This is a genomic window from Lentzea xerophila (assembly GCF_051094245.1).
GTDB classification, from domain to species: Bacteria; Actinomycetota; Actinomycetes; order Mycobacteriales; family Pseudonocardiaceae; genus Lentzea; species Lentzea xerophila.
The window spans coordinates 2,237,735-2,260,651 of record NZ_CP194934.1 but is presented as its reverse complement, the minus strand read 5'-3'; the positions used below and the strand labels follow the sequence as shown (position 1 = coordinate 2,260,651).

Genomic DNA, 22,917 nt, shown 5'->3' with positions numbered 1-22,917 from the left:
CCGAACTGACCACCGCGCTGTCACCAGATGGAGTTGCACGTGACTGCACCAGCTAGCAAGGACAGCTTCGGCGCCCGCGGCACGCTCAACGTCGGCGACGCCTCGTACGAGGTGTTCCGGCTGAGCGCCGTGGAGGGCGCCGAGCGTCTTCCGTTCAGCCTGAAGATCCTGCTGGAGAACCTGCTGCGGACCGAGGACGGCGCGAACATCACCGCCGACCACGTGCGCGCTCTCGCCAACTGGGACCCGGCCGCCGAGCCCAGCACCGAAATCCAGTTCACGCCTGCCCGCGTCGTGATGCAGGACTTCACCGGTGTGCCCTGCGTGGTCGACCTCGCGACCATGCGCGAGGCCGTCACCCAGCTCGGCGGCGACGCCGAGAAGGTGAACCCGCTCGCGCCCGCCGAGCTCGTGATCGACCACTCGGTCATCGCCGACATCTTCGGCCGCCCGGACGCGTTCGAGCTGAACGTCGACCTGGAGTACGAGCGCAACCGCGAGCGCTACCAGTTCCTGCGCTGGGGCCAGACGGCGTTCGACGAGTTCAAGGTCGTCCCGCCCGGCACCGGCATCGTGCACCAGGTCAACATCGAGCACCTGGCCCGCGTCGTCATGGTCCGCAACGGCCAGGCGTACCCGGACACCCTCGTCGGCACCGACTCGCACACCACGATGGTCAACGGCATCGGCGTGCTGGGCTGGGGCGTCGGCGGCATCGAGGCCGAGGCCGCGATGCTCGGCCAGCCGGTCTCCATGCTGATCCCGCGGGTCGTGGGCTTCAAGCTCTCCGGTGAGCTGCCCCCCGGCGCCACCGCGACCGACCTCGTGCTCACGATCACCGAGATGCTGCGCAAGCAGGGCGTCGTCGGCAAGTTCGTCGAGTTCTACGGCGAGGGCGTCAGCGCCGTGCCGCTCGCGAACCGCGCCACCATCGGCAACATGTCGCCGGAGTTCGGCTCCACGGTCGGCATCTTCCCGATCGACGGCGAGACCATCGACTACCTGCGCCTGACCGGCCGGACCGAGGAGCAGATCGCGCTCGTCGAGGCCTACGCCAAGGAGCAGGGCCTCTGGCACGACGCGTCCCGCGAGCCGGTGTTCTCCGAGACGCTGGAGCTCGACCTGGCGACGGTCGTCCCGTCCATCGCCGGCCCGAAGCGCCCGCAGGACCGCATCGAGCTGACGAACGCCAAGGAGTCGTTCCGCCAGGCCCTGGGCGCCTACGTCGCGCACACCGAGTCCCCGGAGCTGTCCGGCGTGGACGAGGCCGTCGACGAGACGTTCCCGGCCAGCGACCCGATCGCCGTCCACGAGGGCGACAACGGCTCCGGCACGCCGAAGGTCTTCCAGTCCGCCGCCGAGGGTGCCACCGGCCGGGTCTCGAAGCCCGTCAAGGTCACCCTCGACGGCAACGAGTTCGAGCTGGACCACGGCGCGGTCGCGATCGCCGCGATCACGTCGTGCACCAACACCTCGAACCCGTCCGTGATGCTCGGCGCGGCCCTGCTCGCGAAGAAGGCCGTCGAGCGCGGCCTCGAGCGCAAGCCGTGGGTCAAGACGACCCTGGCGCCGGGCTCGAAGGTCGTCATGGACTACTACGAGCGCGCCGGCCTCATGCCGTACCTGGAGAAGCTCGGCTTCCACCTGGTCGGCTACGGCTGCACCACCTGCATCGGCAACTCGGGCCCGCTGCAGGACGAGATCTCGGCGGGCGTGCAGGAAGGCGACCTCGCGGTCGTCTCGGTGCTGTCCGGCAACCGCAACTTCGAGGGCCGGATCAACCCGGACATCAAGATGAACTACCTCGCGTCGCCGCCGCTGGTCGTGGCGTACGCGCTGGCCGGTTCGATGGACAAGGACATCACCACCGAGCCGCTCGCGTACGACCCCGAGGGCAAGCCGGTGTACCTGTCGGAGATCTGGCCGACCCCGGCCGAGATCGCCGAGGTCATCTCGACCTCGATCTCCGCGGAGGGCTTCACCAAGGGCTACACCAACGTGTTCTCCGGTGACGAGCGCTGGCAGTCGCTGCCCACGCCGACCGGCAACACGTTCGAGTGGGACACCGAGTCCACCTACGTGCGCAAGCCCCCGTACTTCGAGGGCATGGAGATGGAGCCGAAGCCGGTCACCGACATCGCGGGCGCTCGCGTCCTCGCGCTGCTGGGCGACTCGGTCACCACGGACCACATCTCCCCCGCCGGTTCGATCAAGGCCGACTCGCCCGCGGGCAAGTACCTGACCGAGCACGGCGTGGAGCGCAAGGACTTCAACTCCTACGGCTCCCGCCGCGGCAACCACGAGGTGATGATCCGCGGCACGTTCGCGAACATCCGCCTGCGCAACCTCCTGCTCGACGACGTCCAGGGCGGCTTCACCCGCAACTTCCTGGAGGCCGACGCCCCGCAGACGACGATCTACGACGCGTCGGTCGCGTACGCGGAGGCAGGCGTTCCGCTGGTCGTGCTGGCGGGCAAGGAGTACGGCTCCGGCTCGTCGCGCGACTGGGCGGCCAAGGGCACCTCGCTGCTCGGCGTCCGCGCCGTCATCGCCGAGTCCTACGAGCGCATCCACCGCTCGAACCTCATCGGCATGGGCGTGCTGCCGCTGCAGTTCCCGGCGGGCGACAACGCTGCGTCCCTGGGCCTCGACGGCACCGAGACGTTCGACTTCAGCGGCGTCACGGAGCTGAACAACGGCACCACGCCGTCGACGGTGCACGTCGTCGCCACCAAGGCGGACGGCTCGAAGGTCGAGTTCGACGCGGTCGTCCGCATCGACACGCCCGGTGAGGCCGACTACTACCGCAACGGCGGCATCATGCAGTACGTGCTGCGCAAGATGGTCCGCAGCTAAGAGCCGATCATCGCGGAAGGCCCGTCCGGACATGTTCCGGGCGGGCCTTCGGTGTTCAGCTGATCAGATCGTCCAATGCGATCGGCGAACGGGACTGTGGTCTTCAACCGATCGCGGAAGATGCCGGTCAACGCATAGGTTGCCGTCGCCGGATCCAACTCGTAGGTGTGGGCCGAGCAGCGCATCCACCGCTCGAACATCATCGGCATAATAGCCGATCATTACGAAAGATCCGTCCGGACACATTCCGGGCGGTCCTTTCGTCACAATTGGATAAACTGGGCTAACACTTTTCCTTGCTGCACACGGGTGAACTTCATCGCCATTGGGTTTGACCGGACTTAGCCTCTTCTGACCAATCGCGGCACCATCGCGATTGGCCAGAAGGAGGTATTCCAGTGGAACCGAGGAAACTCAGACGAAGAGCCGGGATCACCGTCGCAGCGCTGGTCGCGGCCATGACCGTCCCGCTCTCCGGCCAAGCCGGCGCGGCCGCGGAAGGCACCGTGACCGGCGACAAGTCGCTGGGCGCCACCGACATCCAGTGCGGCGGCACCGTACCGGTCACGGTGACGCTCAACGCCGAGACCGGCATCGCGGGCAATCCCGCGGACATCGAGCTGGTGCTTGACCGGTCGGGCAGCATGCAGGGACAACCGATCGCCGATTTGAAAGCCGCGGCGAAATCTTTCGTCGACATCATCGACCAGGCGACCGACGGTTCGCTCAACGGCGTGATCGCCAACGGCTCACGAGTGGGCGTGACCAGTTTCGCCTCCGACGCCTCGGTCGACGTGGGACTGACCGGTGACGCCGCGGCGGTGAAATCGGCCATCGACACGCTGTCGGCCGCCGGGAACACCAACCACTCCGACGGCATCTCGACCGGCCAGGCCCAACTCGCGGGATCGGTGCCGGGCAACGCCAAGAAGATGATCATCATCACGGACGGCGAGACGACCGTGGGCGGTGACGCGAGCCCGGCCGCCGCGAGCGCCCGTGCCGCCGGCACCGAGATCTTCGCCATCGGACTGCGCGTCACCTCGTTCGAAGCGGAGATCAAGGACTGGACGACCGATCCAGACGAGGGTGTGCACTACTTCTTCGCCCCGGACTCCGGTCAGCTGCAGCAGATCTTCGGCACCATCGGCGCGGCGATCGTCGTGCCCGCGGCGACCGGCGTGCAGGTCGTGGACACCGTCGGACCGCAGTTCTCCGTGAGTGGCGCCGCCGTGTCCAAGGGCACCGTGGCGCAGAACGGCAACGTCCTGACGTGGACGATCAACGAGCTGCGCACGGAGAGCGTCACGCTGACGTTCACCGCGACGCACCTGCCCGCCGCCGGCGGTGGAACGCTCGCCGTGAACCCGGCCGTGTCCTACAGCGACGCGCAGGGCCACGCCGTCACGTTCGCCAACCCGACCGTGAGGGTGCACGGGTGTGCGGCGCACATCGACGTCGAGCCCGAGCACGAGGTGAACGAGCTCGGCACCCCCGGCCAGACCCACACGGTCACCGCCAAGGTCACCGACGACTTCGGTGATCCGGTCTCCGGCATCGGCGTCACGTTCGGAGTTCTGTCCGGCCCCAACACCGGCGCCGCGGGCAACGGCACGACGGCGGCCAACGGGCTGACCGACTTCACCTATCCGGGAGCGCAGGGACTCGGCGGCCTCGGCACCGACACGATCCGCGGCTGCTTCACGCACGCCAACGGCAACGCGGTGTGCGACGACGTGCTGAAGGACTGGGTGGACACCACACCGCCGGTCGTGACGTGCACGCCGACGAACAACCCCAGCGGTGGCAACGTTCCGCCCGCTGACAACGAGGACGGCTTCTACCTGCTGAGCGCGACGGACGCCGTGGACCCGAACCCGCAGATCTACGTCCGCGACACGGCGAGCGCCGCGGTCTTCGGCGGCTTCCCCGGCGGCACCGAGATCAAGCTGGTGCAGGCGCCCGGAGCGACGCCCACGCAGAAGCCCGGCACGGGTGACATCGACTGGAAGATCACGCTCAAGGGCGACGCCCTGGTGAGCGCGAAGGACGCGTCCGGCAACGAGTCGGCGCCGGTGCGGTGCAACGTCCCGCCACCGCCCAAGTGACGTGACGACGTGGACCGCTCGTTCCCCGGGACGGGCGGTCCATTCGCCACCGTAATGTCGAAACCCGAACCACCGGTAACAGCTACCTGGCGGCCCGCGATGCCAAGTCACCCTGATCACCGCGGGAGAACCTGATGAGCTTGAGCGTGCTCGGCGACCTGAACTGGTGGGCCGTCGTCGTGGCCACGATCGCCTACTTCGCGTTGAGCATGGTGTGGTACGCGGACTTCGCCTTCGGCAGGGCCTGGCAACGAGCGGCCGGGTGGGACCTCAGCCCGCCGGAGAAGATCGGCGTCAGCACCTACGCCGTCCCGCTGGCCACGTGTTTCGTGATCACGCTCGTCACCGCGATGATCGGTGCCGCGTCGAACACCGACACCATCATGGAGGGCGTCCTGCTCGGGCTCGTCATCGGTGCCGGCATCGCGTTGCCCGTCAGGTTCGTGACGGGCGCCTACGACATGACGAAGCCCGCCCCGGTGACCTTCGCGGCCATCGGCGCGGGCTATCACGTCGTCGGTCTCACGCTCGCGGGCGCGATCCTCGGTCTGTGGACCTAACCTCGCGCGGACTTGTGCAGTTCCCGCAACGCGCGCACGGACGAAACGGCGTAGTCGCGGTCCACGGCCTGCACGGCCATGACGGAGATGTACTCGTCCTCCGGCAGTTCCAGACGGGCCCACGCGGCGCCGTCCGGGAAGCTGACCGACAGCACGTCGTTCCAGTCGTAGTGGTGTGACGTCACGACGTTGCGCACGTCGACACCCGAGGCGTCGGCGGTGACGCGCGGACGGGTCAGCAGCAGCACCCCGCCCGCCAGCAGGAAGCCCAGCACGATCATGGCGATCTGGTCGGACGTCCGGAAGATCACGCCGGTCGGAGTGTTGCCCAGCAGCAGGCCCACCACCGTGAACACGGCGACGAGGCCGATCGCGCACGCCCACGCGACGCGGCGGATCTTCTTGGGGCGCAGGACGATGGCGGTCACGACTCGAACCCCTGCTCGGTCCACGGCTGACGCAGGCCGCGCAGCACGAGTGCCGTGTCGATCGCGGCGACGGTCGCCTCGTAGCCCTTGTCCTCCACCGAGTCCGGCAGCCCGGCGCGGGCCAGGGCCTGCTCCTCGGTGTTCGTCGTCAGCACGCCGTTGCCGACCGGCGTCGACTCGTCGAGCGCGACGCGCGTGAGGCCGTCCGTCACCGAGTCGCACACGTACTCGAAGTGCGGGGTGCCGCCGCGGATGACCACGCCCAGCGCGACCACGGCATCGTGGTGACGCGCGAGTTCCTGCACCACGACGGGGAGCTCGATCGCCCCCGCCACGCGCACGACGGTCGTGTCGACGCAGCCGGCGTCCTCGGCGGCCTTGAGGGCGCGCTCGACGAGCTGGTCGGTGATCTTGGTGTGCCAGCGCGTCGCCGCGATGGCGACGCTCAGGCCCCTGCCGTCGAGCGTGGTCTGCTCTGGACGGCCCTCGCCGCTCATTCCTGGTCCTCCGTAGCGGAAACAACGGCCTCGTACTGCTCCAGCTGGTGCAGCTCGTGGCCCATCCGGTCACGCTTGGTGCGCAGGTACCGCAGGTTCTCCGGGTTCGGGGAGATCGGCAGCGGTACCCGGTCGAGCACACGCAGACCGTATCCGGCCTCCAGACCGACGCGCTTGGCCGGGTTGTTCGTCAGCAGCCGCATGGACTTGATGCCGAGGTCCACGAGGATCTGCGCACCCGTGCCGTAGTCGCGCGCGTCGGCGGGAACGCCCAGCGCGAGGTTCGCGTCCACGGTGTCCGCGCCCTGGTCCTGCAGCTGGTAGGCCTGCAGCTTGTGCATCAGGCCGATGCCGCGCCCCTCGTGGCCACGCATGTACAGCACGACGCCACGTCCCTGTGCCGCGACGGCTTCCAGCGCCGCGTCGAGCTGCGGGCCGCAGTCGCAGCGCAACGAGCCCAGGACGTCGCCGGTGAGGCACTCGGAGTGCACGCGCACCAGCACGTCCTCGCCGTCGCCGATGTCGCCGTACACCATCGCGACGTGCTCGATGCCGTCGAGCAGGCTGTCGTAGCCGAAGGCGGTGAACACGCCGTGCGCGGTCGGGATGCGCGCCTCGGCGGCCCGTTCGACCTGGGTCTCGACCCGGCGGCGGTACGCGATCAGATCGGCGATCGTGATCAGCGCGAGGTCGTGGTCGGCCGCGAACACCTCGAGCTCGTCGCGGCGGGCCATGTCGCCCTCGTCCTTCTGCGACACGATCTCGCAGAGCACGCCTGCGGGCGACAACCCGGCCAGGCGCGACAGGTCGATGGCGGCCTCGGTGTGGCCCGGACGGCGCAGCACGCCACCGGCCTTGGCACGCAACGGCACGACGTGGCCGGGACGGTTGAAGTCGCTGGCCTTCGAGGTCGGGTCGGCGAGCAGCCGGATCGTACGGGCGCGGTCCGCGGCCGAGATGCCGGTGCTGACGCCCTCACGCGCATCGACCGTGACCGTGTACGCGGTGCCGCGCACATCCTGGTTCGTGTGGAACATCGGCGGCAGGTCGAGGCGATCGCAGTCGGACTCGGTAAGCGGCACGCAGATGTAGCCGGACGTGTAGCGGACCATGAACGCGAGCAGTTCCGGCGTCGCCTTCTCGGCGGCGAAGATCAGGTCGCCCTCGTTCTCACGGTCCTCGTCGTCCACGACGACCACGGGCCGTCCGGCGGCGATGTCCCTGATCGCCCGCTCGATCTCGGCGAACTCCGTGCTCACTGGGCCTCCTCGCCCGCGATGGCCCGCAGGTGCGGGATCGCCAGTCGTTCAACGTACTTCGCCAGCACGTCGACCTCCAGGTTCACCAGGTCGCCGGGCAGGCGGCGCCCGAGCGTGGTGAGTTCGAGGGTGGTCGGGATCAGGCTCACGGTGAACTGGTCCTCGGAGACGGTCACGACCGTCAGCGAGACGCCGTCGACCGTGATCGATCCCTTCTCCACCACGTAGCGGGCGAGCTGGGGCGGTAGTCCGATGTGGACGATCTCCCAGTGCTCGGCCTTCTCCCGCGCGAGGATCGTGCCCGTGCCGTCGACGTGGCCCTGCACGATGTGGCCGCCGAGGCGCTGGCCGACCGCGGCCGCGCGCTCCAGGTTGACCCGGTCGCCTCCGGCGACCTTCGCGAGGCTGCTGCGCGTCAGGGTCTCGCGCATCACGTCCGCGGTGAAGGTGTCGTTCTCGACCTCCACGACGGTGAGGCAGACGCCGTTCACCGCGATGGAGTCGCCGTGCTTCGCATCGCTGGTCACGATCGGCCCGGCGATGCGGATCCGTGCCGCGTCAGGCAGGTCCTCCGTCGCTACGACGTGGCCGAGTTCCTCGACGATCCCGGTGAACACCGCTCCTCCTAAGTTCGCGGAACCGCGCTGATCCGCAAGTCCGGCCCGCTCATGGTGACGTCTTCCACTGTCAACCGGACAGCGTCCGTGATGGTTGACACGCCCGCGTCCAGTACCGCCGCGGGTCCGTTCCCGAGCAGCGCGGGCGCGATGTAGGCGAGCACCCGGTCGATCCTCCCGGCCCGCCAGAACACGCCGGCCAGCGTCGGGCCGCCCTCCAGCAGCACGTCGACCTTCCCCTGCCCGGCGAGCGCGCTCAGCACGTCGTCCGGGTCGTGCGTGCGCAGGTGCAGGGCGGTGTGCTGGAGCTTGGCCCCTTCCGGCAGGTCGCCGCGGCCCACCACCACGGGCAACGGCTGGCGGGGCAGCGGCATTCCGTCGGCGTCCCTGGCCGTCAGCGCGGGGTCGTCCTTCCTGACCGTGCCGCTGCCGACGATGATCGCGTCCAGCTTCGCGCGCAGGTCGTGGACCTCCTTGCGGGAGGTCGCCGAGCTGATCCACTGGCTGGTGCCGTCGGCGGCCGCGATCCGGCCGTCGAGCGAGGCCGCGTACTTCCACGTGACGTGCGGACGGCCCGTGCGCGCGTAGTGCAGCCACGCCCTGAGGGGGCCGCGGCTGACTTCTTGGTGCATCAGGCCGCTCTCGACCGTGAGGCCGGCTTCTTCGAGCACTTTCGCGCCACCCGCGGCTCGGGGGTCCGGGTCGCTGACGGCGTGGATGACGTGCTTGATGCCGGCTTCGATGAGGGCTTCGGTGCACGGTGGTGTACGGCCGTAGTGCGAACACGGCTCCAGGGTCACCACGGCCGTGCCGCCCTGTGCTTTCGTGCCCGCTTCCTTGAGCGCCATGACCTCGGCGTGCGGCCCACCGGGCGGTTGCGTGGCGCCGAACCCGACCGCTTTGCCGCTCTCGTCCAGGACCACGCACCCGACCGGCGGGTTGGGGCTCGTGGTGCCCCGCACCCGCTCGCTCTCCGCGATGGCGAGCGCCATCGCGTCCTCGGGCGTCATGTGGTCCTGGCTACCTGGGCGCGGGCCGCCGAAGCGCGCAGTGCCTCGACGGCCTTGCCGGGGTCGGTGGCGTCGTACACGGCGGAACCCGCGACGAAGCAGTCCACTCCGGCCTGCGCGGCCTGTTCGATCGTGTCGGCGTTGATGCCGCCGTCGATCTCCACCACCAGCTTGAGGTGGCCGGTGTCGACGAGGTGGCGTGCCTGGCGGACCTTGTCGAGCACCTCGGCCATGAAGCTCTGCCCGCCGAAGCCCGGCTCGACCGACATGACCAGCAGCGTGTCGTAGTGCTTGAGCACCTCGACGTACGGCTCCAGCGGGGTACCGGGCTTGATGCTCAGACCGGCCTTGCTGCCCGCGGCCTTCAGGTTCTTGGCCAGCGCGACGGGGTCGTTCGCCGCCTCGACGTGCACCGTCACGTTGTAGGCGCCCGCTTCGGCGTACCCGATGGCCCAGCGGTCGGGGTCCTCGATCATGAGGTGGCAGTCGATCGGGATGTCGGTCACCTTGAGCAGCGACTTCACCACGGGCAGGCCGAGCGTCAGGTTCGGCACGAAGTGGTTGTCCATGACGTCGACGTGGATCCAGTCCGACGTGGGCACCGCGGCGAGCTCGTCGGCGAGGCGCGCGAAGTCGGCGGACAGGATGCTGGGGGCGATCATCGGCGTGTGGACCACAAGGGTGAAGTCTAGGTGTCCAGCAGGTCGAGCAACGTGCCGGGAGCCTCGTCAGTGACCACCACGACACCCGCTCCGGTGAGCGTCGCGACGTGCGTGTCCCACATCGGGTGACGGCGCTTGTCCGCGTTCGCCTGGGGCATGACGACGACCTTGCAGTTCTCGACGCCGATGGCCTCGTTCACCGCGGTCAGCGCCTGGTTGTCGCCGATGCCCAGGGCGAGCTTGGCCACCGAGTTCGCGCTCGCCGGGGCGAAGATGAACGCGTCGGGCGTCGGGTAGGGCTTCGGCTGGCTCGGCAGGCGCGGGTTCCACCGGATCTCCAGGTCGGTGAGCGCCTGCAGTTCGTCCAGCTCACCGGCCTCCTCGAACCACGGGACCACGGTCGGGGTCAGCGTGATGGCGAGCCGCCAGCCGCGTCGAGCCGCCGGTTCGGCGAGGTCCGTGCGGAACCAGGACTCGACGCCGCCGCAGCCGCTTGCGACCAGTCCGAGCAGCCCACGTGTCATGTGGACGATCTTAGGCTGGGCGCGGAGCGTCACCCGAACCAGTGAACTCCGACGCCGTTGCACCCCACTGCGGGCCGACGGCGCCCATCACTGTCAGACCCCGTCGCTAGCGTCGTCCCCGAGCGCTCGAACAGGGCGTCGCAGCACCGAGCAGAACATCGCATCGGTTCCGTGCAGGTGCGGCCAGAGCTGGACGTGCGGCCCGTCCCCGAGGTGTGGAACCCCGGGGAAGAGTTCACGCGTGTCCAGCACTTCGGCTCCGGTCCGCCGGGCGACGTCCGTCACTATCCCGACGGTCTCCGAGAGATGAGGTGAGCACACGACATAAGCCACGACGCCACCAGGCCGCACCAGCCGCAACGCCTCGGTCAGCAGCTCATGCTGCAGCTTGGTGAGCGTGCCGACGTCGGCGGGCTGGCGCCTCCACCGCGCCTCCGGGCGCCTGCGCAGTGCACCGAGACCGGTGCAGGGCGCGTCGACCAGTACGCGGTCGAACGCCCCTTCGACGAAGTCGGTCTCACGGCCATCGGCCACGTGCACGGTCACCGGCAGGCCTGAGGTGATCTTGCGCACGAGCTCGGCGCGGTGGGGTGCCTTCTCGACGGCGATGAGCTCGCCGCCTTCGAGGCCAACCAGCGCGGCCAGCAGGGCGGCCTTGCCGCCAGGGCCCGCGCAGAGGTCCAGCCAGCGGTCGTCCGTCCCCCCGTCGTCACCGCCTTCGAGTGGCGCGCGGGTCAGGGCCAGCGCACAGAGCTGGCTGCCCTCGTCCTGCACGTGGGCGAAGCGTTCCCGGACGGGCTCGAGATCGCCCGGGTCGCCCGCCCCGGCCTCCAGATGCACGCCGTAAGGCGAGTACGGCGCCACGTCGCCGCCGATGATGGCGGCGAGCTCGTCGGCGCTCACCTCGCCAGGACGTGCCACCAGGTGCACGGCCGGCCGCGCGTCGTCGGCCTCGAGGGCCAGCTTCAACGGCTCCTCGCGACTGCCGAGGGCCTCCGCGAACGCCTGCGCGATCCAGCGCGGGTGGGCGTGGGTGAAGGCCAGGTTGCCGACCGGGTCCGTGTCCGGGTCCGGCGCGAGCTCGTCGACCCAGGCGGCCTCGTCCTGCTCGGAGACCCGGCGCAGGACGGCGTTGACGAAGCCCGCGATCCCGGACCCGAGCTCGGCCCGGACGAGGTCGACGGTCGAGGCGACCGCGGCGTGCGACGGAATCCGCGTGCGTAGCAGCTGATACGCACCGAGCCGCAGCGCGTCGAGCGCCGAGCCGTCCACTTCGGACAAGGGGCGGTCGGAGCACGCCTCGATGACGGCGTCGAGCAGGCCCTGAGCCCGCGACGCACCGTAGGTGAGCTCGGTGGCGAGGGCTGCGTCGCGACCGGTGATGCGACGGTCGCGAAGCAGCTTCGGCAGCACGAGGTTCGCGTAGGCGTCACGCTGCCGCACCGCGCGCAACGTCTCCAGCGCGGCAAGACGCGCCGGATCCTCCACAGGCGGCTTGGAGGGTCCGGTGCGCCGGCGCGGCGGGTGCGGCCTGCTCGGGCGGGACGGCTTGGAGGCGCCTCGCGAGTGGTTGGTCATGCGCACTGCTCCACTGTCTTGGGCTCCAACATCTCGTTTTTCCCTGCCGGGGCACGCCCAACGCGGCCCAGCTCCACACCGCGGCCCTGGTCCGCACCGCGGTCCAGGCCCACACCCCAGCTCATGTCCACACCACGGCCCAAGTTCACACCGTGGCCGCATTCCACACCGCAGCCCCGGTTCAGACCGCGACCCCAGTTCACACCGTGATCGCATTCCACACCGCAGCCCGAGTCCAGACTGCGACCCCAGTCCACCCCGCAGCGCCAGTCCACGCCGCGGCCCCAATTCACACCGATGCCCATGTCCACACCGCGGTCCCTGGCCGAAGACCGGCCGGGCACCACACCGGCAACGTGCGCCCGGCCCGCACCGGCCGGGTCAGTTCCCGTCCGCTCCCAGGCGGGTACCGCTGTGCCGCGCGCCCATGCCGCGGAGCACCTCATGCGATGCGCTCCCCTGCTTCGACCCGCACGCCGCGGGCCCAGTCGGTGGCGGCCATGCGCTTCTTGCCCTGTGCCTGGACCTCACCGAGGGCCACAGCGGTCGTCGCGGTGCCCACGAGCACGCGCTTGCGCTCGACGAGCACCTCACCGGCGGGCAGCGTCACGTCGTCCACCGGATTCACCGGGCCGAGCTTCAGCCGCTCACCCCGGAACTCCGCCCACGCGCCGGGCTCGGGCGTCACGGCGCGCGCCAGGCGGTCCACGGCCACCGCGGGCGTGGTGAAGTCGAGGCGCGCGTCGTCGACGGTGATCTTCGCGGCGTACGTGACGCCGTCGGCGGGCTGGTCGACGGCGCGCAGGGTGCCGTCCTCGATGCCGTCCACAGTGGACAGCAGCAGGCCGGCGCCGGAGACCGACAGCCTCGTCAGCAGGTCGCCGGAGGTGTCGCGGTCGCGCACCTTCTCGGTCACCACGCCGAACACGGGACCGGCGTCCAGTTCCTTGACGATCCGGAACGTCGAGGCGCCCGTGATGTCGTCACCGTTGCGCACGGAGGCCTGCACCGGCGCGGCGCCGCGCCACGCGGGCAGCACGGAGAAGTGGAGGTTGACCCAGCCGAACCTCGGCACGTCGAGCGTCCGCTGCGGGAGCAGGTTGCCGTAGGCGACGACGGGGCAGAGGTCGGGCTCCAGCGCGCGCAGGCGGTCCAGGAACTCGGGATCGCCCGCTTTGGCCGGGGTGAGCACCTCGATGCCGTGCTCGTCGGCGAGCGCGGCCACCGGGGAGCGCTCGAGCCTTCGGCCACGGCCTGAGGGCGCGTCGGGACGGGTGACCACGGCGACGACGTCGTGGCGGGAGGAGTCGATGAAGGCGCGCAGCGAGGGAAGTGCGACCTCGGGCGTACCGGCGAACACGAGTCGCATGGTCAGCTGGACCTGCCGAAGAGTGGGTGCGGGCTCTGCTTCAAGGTGGGCACCGTACCGTCGAACCACTCGGCCTGCCGGATCTCCCTCATGGCCTGCTTGCGGGTCTCGGCGTCGAGGCGGTCGAGGAACAACACGCCGTCGAGGTGGTCCGACTCGTGCTGGATGCAGCGCGCCAGCGTCTCGGTGCCTTCGACCTCGACGGGCTCACCGTGCATGTTCCAGCCCTTGGCCACGACGTGCAGGTGACGCTTGCAGTCCCACGACATGCCCGGGATGGACAGACATCCCTCCGACCCGTCCTGCATCTCCTCGCCGACCACGTCCCACGTGGGGTTGACGAGGTGCCCCGCGAAACCGTCGCAGTGGTACGTGAACACGCGCAGTCCAACGCCGAGCTGAGGCGCGGCGAGTCCCGCTCCGCCGGCGTCCTGCATCGTGTCCCACAGGTCCTTGACCAGGGTGCGCAGTTCCTTGTCGAAGTCGGTGACCTCGGCGGCCGCTGTCCGCAGCACCGGGTCGCCGAACAGGCGGATGGGTTGGACGGTCACGCAATGCTCCTCGTGTGGACTGGAGGCCAGTCTACGAGGAGCCCGGTCAGTGCTCGGACGCGCTGCCGAGGAAGATCACGCCCACGAGCGCCACGAGGAAGTGGCCGGTGAACCTCAGGGCCGTCAGCACGGGCCGGAACAGCGCGTGGAAGTCGAGGTGGGCTGCCGGGGCGCTGGAAACCGTAGTCGTCGTCATGCCGTCAACTGTGCCGTTCGCGCAGGTCAACCCACATCGGCTCGCAGTATCGAGCCCGCATCAGCCCAGGGTAGGAAGATCACGTGCCGCCCTCGGCCACAAGGTGGAGACCCCGAGACCACGAGGCTGATGTGACCACGCCGACAGGGCCGCCACGCTCAACGACACCCCGGCGCGCGATCCAGCCCGGACCGGAGTTCGTACCGCTCGAACGAATGGGCGTCGCCATCCTCTCGGTCTGTGGCCCGCAACGCCGACAAAGAGATCGTCCACGACGGCGCCATCAGCTAGGCATGACCTCATGACCTGGACGGCACCCGAAGTCGAACTGACCGACGAACCACTGCTCGGCGCCGAACGCCCGATGCTGGAGGCGTGGCTCGACCGCCACCGAGCCACCTTCCTGGGCAACTGCGCGGGCCTGTCCGGCGACCAGCTCGCCACGGCGTCCACACCCCCGTCGAACCTCACCCTGCTGGGCCTGATCCGCCACCTCGCGGATGTCGAGCGCGTGTGGTTCCGCATCCGCCTGGCCGGCGAGGACGTCAAGGCCCGCTACCGCACACCGGGCGCCCCGGACGGCGCCTTCGAGGACCTGGACCCCACACGCGCCGAGGCCGAGTACGCCGATCTCGTCGCCGAGATGGACGAGTCCCGCGCGGCCGTGGCCACCCGCGACCTCGACGACACCTTCGTGCACGAGCGCGTGGGCGAGATCTCGGTGCGCTGGCTCTACATCCACCTGATCGAGGAGTACGCGCAACACAACGGTCACGCCGATCTCATCCGCGAACGCGTTGATGGCCGCACCAACGAGTAGCGCACACACCACACACACGCACGCGGCTGGGTTCCCCCAATTTCAATTCTACTCTGGAGGTCTGACGGTTTGTTGCGGTGGTTTTGTTGCTGCACAAGCGCGTCCGGGACTGGCGCTTCCCGAGCATCGGGGAACTCCGGTTCGCCGCGCAGAAGTCAGGACCTGACCTGGAGCGAGACCGTCGTGGCGGCGTGAAAAGGCGGCTGGAGTGCGGGGTTCCGCGCTCCAGCCGCCCAACTTCGATCACAGGTGACGGGCTATCCCACCTTCACCACGCGGGCCGCGCCTCCGCCGCGCCGGGTCGGTTCGGCGACCGCGCGCCAGCGGCCGTCCGAGGCGCGTTCGACGGCCGTGGCGGCGCCGATTTCGGCGTTCTGGCTGAACTTGTGGCCGATGGCCTGCAGGCCCGCTGTGGTCGAGGCGGCGATGAACTCCGCCTCGGCCGGAGTGGTGGCGGCGTTGCGCTGTGAGGCGCGTGGGGCCGCGACGGCGTCGATGAGGGACATCTTGCGGTCCAGGCGCGCGGTCAGGATCTGGGTGACCGTGGTGATGATCGTGGAGCCGCCCGGTGAGCCGACGGCGAGGAGGACCTTGCCGTGGTCGACGACGATGGTCGGGGCCATGGACGAGCGCGGGCGCTTGCCGGGGCCGGGGAGGTTCGGGTGCGGGACGCCCGCGGTCGGGGCGACGAACTCGAAGTCGGTGAGCTCGTTGTTGAGCAGGAAGCCGCGGCCGGGGACGACGATGCCGCTGCCGCCCTCCGCCTCGATGGTGAGGGTGTAGGCGACGACGTTGCCCCAGCGGTCGGCCGTCGTGAGGTGGGTGGTGCGCTCGGCGTCCTCGCGCAGCGCCGAGAGGCCGGCGGTGGCTTCACACGCCTTGGGGTTGCGCGGGTCGGCTGCGGGCTGCGGGGCGGGCAGCACGGCGTCGGGCTTGATCAGGCACGCGCGGCTGTCGGCGAACTTCTGCGAGAGCAGGCCCTCGGTCGGCACGCGGGAGAACGCCGGGTCGCCCACCCAGCGCAGGCGGTCGGCGAACGAGAGCTTCGTCGACTCGATGAAGCGGTGCAGGTACTCGACGTCGGAGACCTTCGCCAGGTCGGTCGACTCGAGGATGTTCAGCGCCTCGCCGACGGTCGTGCCGCCGGACGACGGTGCCGCCATGCCGTAGACGTCGAGGCCGCGGTAGCGGGTGTGCGTCGGGTCACGGCGTTCGACCTGGTAGCGGGCGAGGTCGGAGAGCCGCATGTCGCCGGCGCGGACGTTGCGGGTCGAACCGGGCACCACCGGCGGCTGCCGCACGGCCTGCACCAGGTCGCGGCCGACCGCGCCGCCGTAGAGCGAGGCGAGCTGGGTGCGGGCGAGCTCGCGGTAGGTGTCGGCGAGCTCCGGGTTGCGGAACGTGCTGCCGACCGCGGGCGGCTGGCCGCCGGGAAGGTAGAGGTCGCGGGTCGAGGTGAAGTCGGCGAAGCGGGCGGCGTTGTTCGCGATCTGCGAATTGAACGTCTTGTCGACGACGAAACCTCGTCGTGCCAACGCTTCCGCGGGCGCCATCGCCTCCCGCAGGTTGAGCGTGCCCCATCTGCGCAGCGCCTGCTGCCACGTCTTGGGCGTGCCGGGGACGCCGACGGACAGGCCGCTGGTCATCGCCTCGGCGAACGGCAGCGCCTTGCCGTTCTCGACGAAGAGCTGGTCGGTCGCCGAGCGCGGCGCGGTCTCCCGCCCGTCCAGAGTGGACACGCGACCGGTGCGGGCGTCGAAGTGCACGAAGAAGCCGCCGCCACCGATGCCCGCGGAGAACGGGTCGGTCACGCCCAGCGCGGCGGCGGTGGCGACGGCGGCGTCGACGGCGTTGCCACCGCGGCGCAGCACGTCGATGCCGATCTGGGACGCGTCGGGGTCGACGCTCGAGACAGCGCCACCCCAGCCCACCTGCTCGGGCACGCGCGGTGGTGGTTCCGCCGCGCCTGCCGTGGCAGGAGCGACCAGTACGACGGAGAGCGTCAGTGCGGCAACCGTTCGCAACATGCGGCAACTTCTACTCCGTTACGACCGGATGGCAACACTCCTTGAGGAAGGCCTAAGGTGCGGGCGTGTCGATCGATCTTGACCAGTTGCGAACCAATTTCACGAACACCCCGCTCGACGAGGCCGACCGCGAGGAAGCGCTGCACCTGCTCCTGCGCGAACGCCGCGACGGCGACGCCGACCTGCTGCGCCATCTTCTTGCCGAGGAGACCGCCGCGCACCAGGAGGGCTGGGGCGTGCGCGAGGCGATGGTCCTCGCCGCCCTGCTGCTCGCCGAATGCGGCCGCGAGGACGACGTCTGGGCCCTGTGGGAGGCCAAGAACGCCTCCTTCGACACCATGGCGGGCCTCGACGGCTTCCTGCTGTTCCCGGCGGGCATCGCGGGCACGACGGCGCACGTCATCGCGAACGAGCAGTATCCGGAGCGAGGCGACCTCATGACCTACATGAGCGAGTACCTGGAGTACGAGAAGCTCACCGACGAGGACATCCGCGAGCACGTCGCCGGCCTGCGCTCCCACTTCGAGGGCTGACTACAGGACCTCGAGCGGATCGAGCTTGATCCGCACCAGCTCCTGTTCCTTGCGCGCCGTCCGCACCGCCTGCGCCTCGGCCAGCACGGCGGCGAGCTGACGGCCTTCGGCGCGCGCGACCCGCACCAGGGCCCGTTCCTTCGTCTCGTCGTCGCCGAGAGGCACCGGCCCGAGGATCTCGCCGGTCGGCGGCAGGCGCAGCTCGTCGAGCATGGCGTTCACGGCGTCCGGGGTGCCGTCGACGGTCGCCATCCGGACCGCCGGCGGGAAGCCCAGCTCGGTCCGCGCGGCCAGCTCCGTGGCGGCGTGCCACACCGGGTCCCAGCGGACGAGGGCCTGCACCGGGGTCAGGGACGAGTCCGCGATCACGACCACGCGACCGTTGCCCGGCCGCACCAGGCCCGCCGCCGTCATCCACCGCCTGAGCGCCTCCTCGGAGGCACGGAGGTCGGCCCTGCCCAGCAACGCCCAGCCGTCCAGCAGCAGCACCGCGCCGTAACCGCCCTCGGCCACGGGTTCGGCGCCCGGTGTGGCGACCACCAGGGCGGGTTTGCCCGGCACCATGGTCAGCACCTCGTCCGCGCCGCTGGTCCGCACCGGGTGCCCGGGAAAGGCACGGCCGAGCTCCTCCGCCGTGCGCCGCGCGCCGATGATCTGGCCGCGGAGCTTGCGCGACCCGCACGTCGGGCAGCGGAACCCGGCCTCGGTCGCCGCGCACCACCGGCAGTACGCGGGCTTGGGCAGCCCACCCTCGGTCCCGCCCGGCAGTGCCAGCGGCCCAGCGCACCGACGGCACCGGGCAGGCCCGCGACACTGACCGCAGGCGAGGGACGGCACGTAGCCGCGGCGTGGCACCTGGATCAGCACCGGCGAGTCGGCCAGGGCGAACCGGGCGGCGTCGAACGCGATGGACGGCAGCCGGGCCGTGCGCGCGGCCGGGTCCTTGACGTCCTGCCACTCGTTGTCGCCCACCGACACGACGCGCGGCGCGACGGACCTCAGCGTCTCGCGCGAGGCGACGATCTCGTGCGCCCAGCCCGTCTCGACCAGCAACTGCGCCTCGGCCGTGCGGGCGAACCCACCGATCAGCAGCGCGGCACCCGTCATGTGCGCACGCTGCACCAGCACGTCACGCACGTTCGGGTACGGCGAGCGTTGCTCGACGTGCAGGTCATCGCCGTCGTCCCACACGACCAGCAACCCAGGATCCCTGACCGGCGCGAACGCCGTCGCGCGCGTGCCGACCACCACCCGCGCCACACCCCGCCGCACCGCGAGCCAACGTTTGTAGCGCTCCGACGGACCGAGATCGGCCGACAGCGTCACCACGCCCTCGATCAGCTTGCCGCACGCCTCGGCCACGCGAGCCAGGTCCCGGTGGTCGGGCACGACGATGGCCACGCCCCGGCCGGTGGACGCGACCGCGGCCGCCGCTTCGGCCAGCCGCGCGGGCCAGTCCTCGGACGGCAGCGCCTGCCACACGGCGTGGGCGGGCCGGCCCTCGCGCAGGGCCTCCAGGTACTTGGGGCCGCGGGGATAGCGCGACCAGGCGTCGGCGGGCACGGGCGGCAGTTGCGACCGCGGAGGTTGCGACTGACGAGGTGAGGGCGGAGCGGCAGGTTCCGCGACGGGCTCGGCATCGGACGCGGAAGCTGAGGCGGGCTCGGCCGCCGGCACAGGAGCCGACGCCGGCCCCTCCACCGACACAGAAGCCGCCGCGGGCCCGGCCCCGGAGGGCGCTCCCGCGGCCTGGCCGGCCGCGGCGGACTCGGCAGGTTCGCCGGGCGAGGTCTCCGCGGGCGAAGCGGAATCGACGGGCGGATCTGCCGCCTCGACCGGCGACTGCTCCCCCACCCACGCGGGCACCTGCGGCAGCGGGGGCGACTCGCCCGACGAGGCCGCCTCCGCGCGGGCGTGGCGGGGTGGGATGGCCAGGCGCAGGACGTCGATCATGCCGCCCGCGTACCTGTCGGCGATCGCGCGGGCCAGGGCGGCGATCTCGGGCGCCAGCACCGGTTCGGAAGACACGACCTTCTCGAGGAACGCGAGCTTCTTGCCGTATTCCGAGGTTTCCACCCGTTCGAGCAGGTAGCCGTCGACCAGCTGGCCCGCGAACCGGACGCGGACCCGGCAGCCGGGTACGGCCGCGGTGTCCAGTTCGGACGGAACCGAGTAGTCGAAGGGACGGTCCAGGTGGGCCAGCGGCACGTCCACCACGATCCGGGCGACCGGCAGCGACTCCGCGGGGACCCGTTCCCCTTTTCTCGCTCCGGTCTTCGCGCTCATGCCTCCTGGTGTATCAGACACCTCCGACAGTCACGCGTCGCGCCTCACCAAACCGGCGGGCCGACCCTCGTCGCGACCAGCCCGCTCGGGCACAGCGTGATCGATCATCCGTCCCCGGATCTCGTCCTCACGGCGACACGTCAGCCGGAGATCGACTCCTGACCGTTCTCGATGTGGCCACAAAGACGGCGGCGGAACGTCGGTTCCTCCTCCACCGTCACCGTCAGGTCGTACCAGCCGGAGTTCATGATGGTCAGCCACGGGATGACGTGCCGATGTCCCGGCCTCACGACGTAACGACGCCGCCCCAGCACGAACGTCAGCCGCGACGAACCACTGTTCTCGAACGTCAAGGTCAGCACACGGCTGTAGCCGCGCACCGACGATGAGACGCGCGCACGGTCAGACGACGACCCAGCGAACTCACGGCGGAAACCGTTGGGGCCCAGCAGCACGAGATCGTGATCACCGGCGATCTCCAGCGACGAGGCGGTGGCAACGTCGAAGTGCTGCGGCACCGCGAACTGCCCCGAGTACGGGTACAATGCGAAGTGGACCGAGGCCGAGCCGGAGTTCGACATGTCCAGCCGGGAGCCCCGCAACGACGCGTCAGGCTGATACGGCAGAGCGCGCGCACGCCGTCGTCCGGCCTCCTGCTCCGGCATCTTCTGCGACGAAGGCGGCGCGGGACGCCACCGCGGCGTCGCCGGCGGCACGGGGGACGGCTCGCCCACCTCGGGCCACGTCCGGCGCCGGTCGAAGTCGAACGCCGAGGTCAGGTCACCGGCAACGGTCCGGCGCCACGCGGAGATCTCCTCCGAACGCACCCCGGTCCACCGCTCCAGGAACTGCGTCATCGACGTGTGGTCGAACACTTGCGAACACACGTAACCGCCAACGGACCACGGCGAGACGACGGTCATCGGCACGCGCGTCCCCAGTCCCAACGGCCGGTCACCCACGTACTCGTCCGCCACGGACAACGGCGGACGCGGCGGCGGCACGTGGTCGTAGAAACCGTCGTTCTCGTCGTAGGTGATGAACAGCACCGTCGACTCCCACACCTCCTGGTTGGAGGCCAGCGCGTCCAGCACCTGGTAGGTGACCGAGGCGGACGCGGCGGGCGACGACGCGCCGGGGTGCTCGGAGTCCACGGAGGACGGAACGAGGTACGACACGGCGGGCAACCGGCCCGCGGCGACGTCCGCACGGAACGCCTCCCCCAGACCGCCCGGTTGCACGCGGTGCAGTCCCCGCGAGTACAGGGACTTCTCGGCGGCGGTAAGACCGGAGAGGTCGATGGAACCGATCAGAGCGGGGTCCCCGGTCCCGTACAGCTTGTCCAGCGACTTGAACCCGGCGGGCAGCACCTTGCGCGCGATCTCCTTGAACCGCACGAAGAACTCCAGGTTGTTGTCCTGGAAGTTGTCCCACTCCTGGTACACGCGCCACGACTTCCCGGCAGCCTCGAGGCGTTCCGGATACGTCTTCCACGTGTACCCGGCGTGCGTGTCCTCGCTGTAGGCGGCGTTGCCGGTCGCACGGCCACCAGACGGCTCGAAGCCCGTGTACCCGGACACCCAGTAGTTCCGGTTCGGCGAGGTCGAAGAGGGCACCGAGCAGTGGTAGGCGTCGCACAGCGTGAAGGTGTCCGCCAGCTCGTAGTGGAACGGAATGTCCTGGCGCGCGTAGAACCCCATCGTCGCCGCGCTCTTCGCCGGCACCCAGTTGTCGTTCCACCCGTCGCGCAACGCCGAGTGCCCACCGTTCCAGCTGTGGTCCAGGTCACCGATGTACTGGATGTCCCGCCCGGACGCCGCCTCCCGCACCGGGAACGGCAGCACGCCTGACTGGTCGAACACCCCGCGCAACGCGTTCCGGTCGGAGAACCCGCGCACACCGCGCAAAGTCCCGTAGTAGTGGTCGAACGACCGGTTCTCCTGCATCAACAGCACAACGTGCTTGATCGCGCGCAACCCTCCCGCACGGGGCTCACGAGCCAATGCGGCGTGCACCGACGGTGGCAGCAACGTGCCCGCACCAGCAGCAGCGACCGCAGCCATGAACCCACGACGAGAGAGCGACATGAGACGAGTTTCTAGCCTCAGGACGTGTCGCGGAACCGACTCACGCATGAACATCGGCCCCGGATGACCAGGACCTTGTTCACACTCACAGTGGAAACCGGCGACGACGACAGCGCTGTGCACACCGAACAGCGCTGCGATGCGGGTGATGACTTCGCTGCAGCGCGCTGGTCGATGTATCAGGGCCGGCCGGGAGAACTCCGCTCATGAGTGGAGGAACTCGACGTCCGCCTGCCCGGACCCCTTGAAGTCACCGGGCCAGGCGGCATGGTGTGCCTCACCGGTATGCGCCAGCGCTCCCTCCTGGCGCTACTGGCGTTGTGCGCACCCTCGGTGCTCCGGCAGCGCGTCTGATCGACACGTTGCGGAGCACCGAGCCCCTTCCCGCAGCGTTGCGGAAAACCCATGAACTTCAAGCATCACTGAAATAACTGCGTAGGCTGGACGGCGCGTTCTGGCTAGCGTTCGGACAACGCTCGGTCGCGACTCTTCTGCCCGTAAGCGATACACGGAAGAGGAGAAGCAACCATGAGACTGCGCATCGCTGCTGCAGCGCTCGCCATCGGGCTGTGCACCGCGGGTGTCGCCGAGGCCGATGAGGTGCCGCCGGAGTTCCAGAACAGACCGACGCCCGCGAACTGCTACAACGCCATCCCACGATCGTCGACAACGGCTTCATCGTCGGTACCGTCGGGCCGGACGTCATCCTCGGCAGCAACAACCCGGACATCATCATCGGGTTGGAGGGCAACGACATCATCCTCGGTCTCGGCGCCGACGACGTGATCTACGGCGGCAACGACGACATGCTCGGTGGCGAGGGGATGGACCTGCTGTCCGGCGACACGGGCAACTCCGACGACGGCGACGGCGAGGCCGGGTTCGACCACTGCCCGCCGTCCACAGAGAACCCGGTCAGCTGCGTGTGACCATCTGCCGCAACAGGATC

21 protein-coding genes are annotated in these 22,917 nt (G+C 70.0%); 6 read left to right on the top strand and 15 right to left on the bottom strand.

All coding sequences use genetic code 11. The annotated features are described in order from the left end of the window. The first annotated feature begins 39 nt into the window (after positions 1-39). Complete coding sequence (locus ACRSBM_RS11200; protein WP_434442682.1) at positions 40-2,856, top strand: aconitate hydratase; 2,817 nt, start codon at positions 40-42, stop codon at positions 2,854-2,856. Here ACRSBM_RS11200 and ACRSBM_RS11195 read toward each other — a convergent pair. Continuing rightward, positions 2,853-3,056: a hypothetical protein gene (locus ACRSBM_RS11195; RefSeq protein ID WP_434442680.1), complete on the bottom strand. Its 204-nt coding sequence runs from the start codon at positions 3,054-3,056 to the stop codon at positions 2,853-2,855. The two genes, ACRSBM_RS11200 and ACRSBM_RS11195, sit on opposite strands and share 4 nt — an antisense overlap. A 198-nt stretch (positions 3,057-3,254) precedes the next feature. Here ACRSBM_RS11195 and ACRSBM_RS11190 point away from each other — a divergent pair, with 198 nt between their 5' ends. Both ACRSBM_RS11190 and ACRSBM_RS11185 read left to right on the top strand, forming a co-directional pair. Further along, a complete protein-coding gene (locus tag ACRSBM_RS11190) occupies positions 3,255-4,964 on the top strand; it encodes a vWA domain-containing protein (protein WP_434442678.1) in 1,710 nt (569 codons plus the stop codon). Between the two features lie 134 nt (positions 4,965-5,098). Next, positions 5,099-5,524 (top strand): DUF1761 domain-containing protein, encoded by a 426-nt coding sequence (locus ACRSBM_RS11185; RefSeq protein WP_434442677.1) that lies wholly within the window; start codon positions 5,099-5,101, stop codon positions 5,522-5,524. Here the strand turns inward: ACRSBM_RS11185 and ACRSBM_RS11180 are convergent. The 11 genes from ACRSBM_RS11180 to ACRSBM_RS11130 form a co-directional block, all read right to left on the bottom strand. Further along, positions 5,521-5,952, bottom strand: a complete 432-nt coding sequence (locus ACRSBM_RS11180) for a PH domain-containing protein (protein ID WP_434442675.1) — start codon at positions 5,950-5,952, stop codon at positions 5,521-5,523. The two genes, ACRSBM_RS11185 and ACRSBM_RS11180, sit on opposite strands and share 4 nt — an antisense overlap. Further along, positions 5,949-6,449, bottom strand: a complete 501-nt coding sequence (ribH, locus tag ACRSBM_RS11175; protein ID WP_434442674.1) for a 6,7-dimethyl-8-ribityllumazine synthase — start codon at positions 6,447-6,449, stop codon at positions 5,949-5,951. Before ribH ends, ACRSBM_RS11180 begins: the two co-directional genes overlap by 4 nt. After that, positions 6,446-7,708 carry a bifunctional 3,4-dihydroxy-2-butanone-4-phosphate synthase/GTP cyclohydrolase II gene (locus tag ACRSBM_RS11170; protein WP_434442672.1) on the bottom strand — a complete coding sequence of 421 codons (1,263 nt, stop codon included), beginning with the start codon at positions 7,706-7,708 and terminating at the stop codon, positions 6,446-6,448. Before ACRSBM_RS11170 ends, ribH begins: the two co-directional genes overlap by 4 nt. Next, positions 7,705-8,325: a riboflavin synthase gene (locus ACRSBM_RS11165; RefSeq protein WP_434442671.1), complete on the bottom strand. Its 621-nt coding sequence runs from the start codon at positions 8,323-8,325 to the stop codon at positions 7,705-7,707. Before ACRSBM_RS11165 ends, ACRSBM_RS11170 begins: the two co-directional genes overlap by 4 nt. A gap of 8 nt (positions 8,326-8,333) precedes the next feature. After that, on the bottom strand, positions 8,334-9,335 hold the full coding sequence (ribD, locus tag ACRSBM_RS11160) for a bifunctional diaminohydroxyphosphoribosylaminopyrimidine deaminase/5-amino-6-(5-phosphoribosylamino)uracil reductase RibD (protein WP_434442670.1): 1,002 nt from the start codon (positions 9,333-9,335) through the stop codon (positions 8,334-8,336). Next, positions 9,332-9,997, bottom strand: a complete 666-nt coding sequence (rpe, locus tag ACRSBM_RS11155; RefSeq protein ID WP_434442668.1) for a ribulose-phosphate 3-epimerase — start codon at positions 9,995-9,997, stop codon at positions 9,332-9,334. Before rpe ends, ribD begins: the two co-directional genes overlap by 4 nt. Positions 9,998-10,023: 26 nt before the next feature. Next, positions 10,024-10,521: a flavoprotein gene (locus tag ACRSBM_RS11150; RefSeq protein WP_434442666.1), complete on the bottom strand. Its 498-nt coding sequence runs from the start codon at positions 10,519-10,521 to the stop codon at positions 10,024-10,026. Between the two features lie 93 nt (positions 10,522-10,614). Then, entirely contained in the window at positions 10,615-12,099 is a 1,485-nt protein-coding gene (locus ACRSBM_RS11145; RefSeq protein ID WP_434442664.1) for an RsmB/NOP family class I SAM-dependent RNA methyltransferase, read from the bottom strand. Between the two features lie 442 nt (positions 12,100-12,541). Beyond that, positions 12,542-13,468 carry a methionyl-tRNA formyltransferase gene (fmt, locus tag ACRSBM_RS11140; protein WP_434442662.1) on the bottom strand — a complete coding sequence of 309 codons (927 nt, stop codon included), beginning with the start codon at positions 13,466-13,468 and terminating at the stop codon, positions 12,542-12,544. 2 nt (positions 13,469-13,470) lie between these two features. After that, entirely contained in the window at positions 13,471-14,019 is a 549-nt protein-coding gene (def, locus tag ACRSBM_RS11135; protein WP_434442660.1) for a peptide deformylase, read from the bottom strand. Between the two features lie 46 nt (positions 14,020-14,065). Then, complete coding sequence (locus tag ACRSBM_RS11130) at positions 14,066-14,215, bottom strand: hypothetical protein (protein ID WP_434442659.1); 150 nt, start codon at positions 14,213-14,215, stop codon at positions 14,066-14,068. A 301-nt stretch (positions 14,216-14,516) separates the two neighbouring features. Here ACRSBM_RS11130 and ACRSBM_RS11125 point away from each other — a divergent pair, with 301 nt between their 5' ends. Beyond that, entirely contained in the window at positions 14,517-15,035 is a 519-nt protein-coding gene (locus ACRSBM_RS11125) for a DinB family protein (protein ID WP_434442658.1), read from the top strand. A gap of 257 nt (positions 15,036-15,292) precedes the next feature. Here ACRSBM_RS11125 and ggt read toward each other — a convergent pair whose 3' ends face one another. Continuing rightward, positions 15,293-17,062, bottom strand: coding sequence for a gamma-glutamyltransferase (ggt, locus tag ACRSBM_RS11120; RefSeq protein WP_434442657.1), 1,770 nt, complete (start codon positions 17,060-17,062; stop codon positions 15,293-15,295). Positions 17,063-17,127: 65 nt separating this feature from the next. Between ggt and ACRSBM_RS11115 the strand changes: the two genes are divergently transcribed. Continuing rightward, complete coding sequence (locus ACRSBM_RS11115) at positions 17,128-17,595, top strand: hypothetical protein (RefSeq protein WP_434442655.1); 468 nt, start codon at positions 17,128-17,130, stop codon at positions 17,593-17,595. Here the strand turns inward: ACRSBM_RS11115 and ACRSBM_RS11110 are convergent, their stop codons facing one another. Then, the gene (locus tag ACRSBM_RS11110; RefSeq protein ID WP_434442654.1) at positions 17,596-19,881 is read right to left on the bottom strand and encodes a primosomal protein N'; all 2,286 of its coding nucleotides are present in this window, start codon (positions 19,879-19,881) and stop codon (positions 17,596-17,598) included. It abuts the gene before it with no gap. 140 nt (positions 19,882-20,021) lie between these two features. Then, positions 20,022-21,968 (bottom strand): phosphocholine-specific phospholipase C, encoded by a 1,947-nt coding sequence (locus tag ACRSBM_RS11105; RefSeq protein ID WP_434442652.1) that lies wholly within the window; start codon positions 21,966-21,968, stop codon positions 20,022-20,024. Positions 21,969-22,708: 740 nt separating this feature from the next. Between ACRSBM_RS11105 and ACRSBM_RS11100 the strand changes: the two genes are divergently transcribed. Then, positions 22,709-22,897: a hypothetical protein gene (locus tag ACRSBM_RS11100; RefSeq protein WP_434442651.1), complete on the top strand. Its 189-nt coding sequence runs from the start codon at positions 22,709-22,711 to the stop codon at positions 22,895-22,897. Positions 22,898-22,917: the final 20 nt, after the last annotated feature.

What these genes read in the sequence shown, in the direction of transcription:
- ACRSBM_RS11195 (WP_434442680.1), bottom strand. Translation starts at nt 3,056, where the DNA reads ATGTTCGAGCGGTGGATGCGCTGCTCGGCCCACACCTACGAGTTGGAT.
- ACRSBM_RS11185 (WP_434442677.1), top strand. Translation starts at nt 5,099, where the DNA reads ATGAGCTTGAGCGTGCTCGGCGACCTGAACTGGTGGGCCGTCGTCGTG.
- ribH (WP_434442674.1), bottom strand. Translation starts at nt 6,449, where the DNA reads ATGAGCGGCGAGGGCCGTCCAGAGCAGACCACGCTCGACGGCAGGGGC.
- ribD (WP_434442670.1), bottom strand. Translation starts at nt 9,335, where the DNA reads ATGACGCCCGAGGACGCGATGGCGCTCGCCATCGCGGAGAGCGAGCGG.
- rpe (WP_434442668.1), bottom strand. Translation starts at nt 9,997, where the DNA reads ATGATCGCCCCCAGCATCCTGTCCGCCGACTTCGCGCGCCTCGCCGAC.
- ACRSBM_RS11150 (WP_434442666.1), bottom strand. Translation starts at nt 10,521, where the DNA reads ATGACACGTGGGCTGCTCGGACTGGTCGCAAGCGGCTGCGGCGGCGTC.
- ACRSBM_RS11145 (WP_434442664.1), bottom strand. Translation starts at nt 12,099, where the DNA reads ATGACCAACCACTCGCGAGGCGCCTCCAAGCCGTCCCGCCCGAGCAGG.
- fmt (WP_434442662.1), bottom strand. Translation starts at nt 13,468, where the DNA reads ATGCGACTCGTGTTCGCCGGTACGCCCGAGGTCGCACTTCCCTCGCTG.
- ACRSBM_RS11130 (WP_434442659.1), bottom strand. Translation starts at nt 14,215, where the DNA reads ATGACGACGACTACGGTTTCCAGCGCCCCGGCAGCCCACCTCGACTTC.
- ACRSBM_RS11125 (WP_434442658.1), top strand. Translation starts at nt 14,517, where the DNA reads ATGACCTGGACGGCACCCGAAGTCGAACTGACCGACGAACCACTGCTC.
- ggt (WP_434442657.1), bottom strand. Translation starts at nt 17,062, where the DNA reads ATGTTGCGAACGGTTGCCGCACTGACGCTCTCCGTCGTACTGGTCGCT.
- ACRSBM_RS11110 (WP_434442654.1), bottom strand. Translation starts at nt 19,881, where the DNA reads ATGAGCGCGAAGACCGGAGCGAGAAAAGGGGAACGGGTCCCCGCGGAG.
- ACRSBM_RS11105 (WP_434442652.1), bottom strand. Translation starts at nt 21,968, where the DNA reads ATGTCGCTCTCTCGTCGTGGGTTCATGGCTGCGGTCGCTGCTGCTGGT.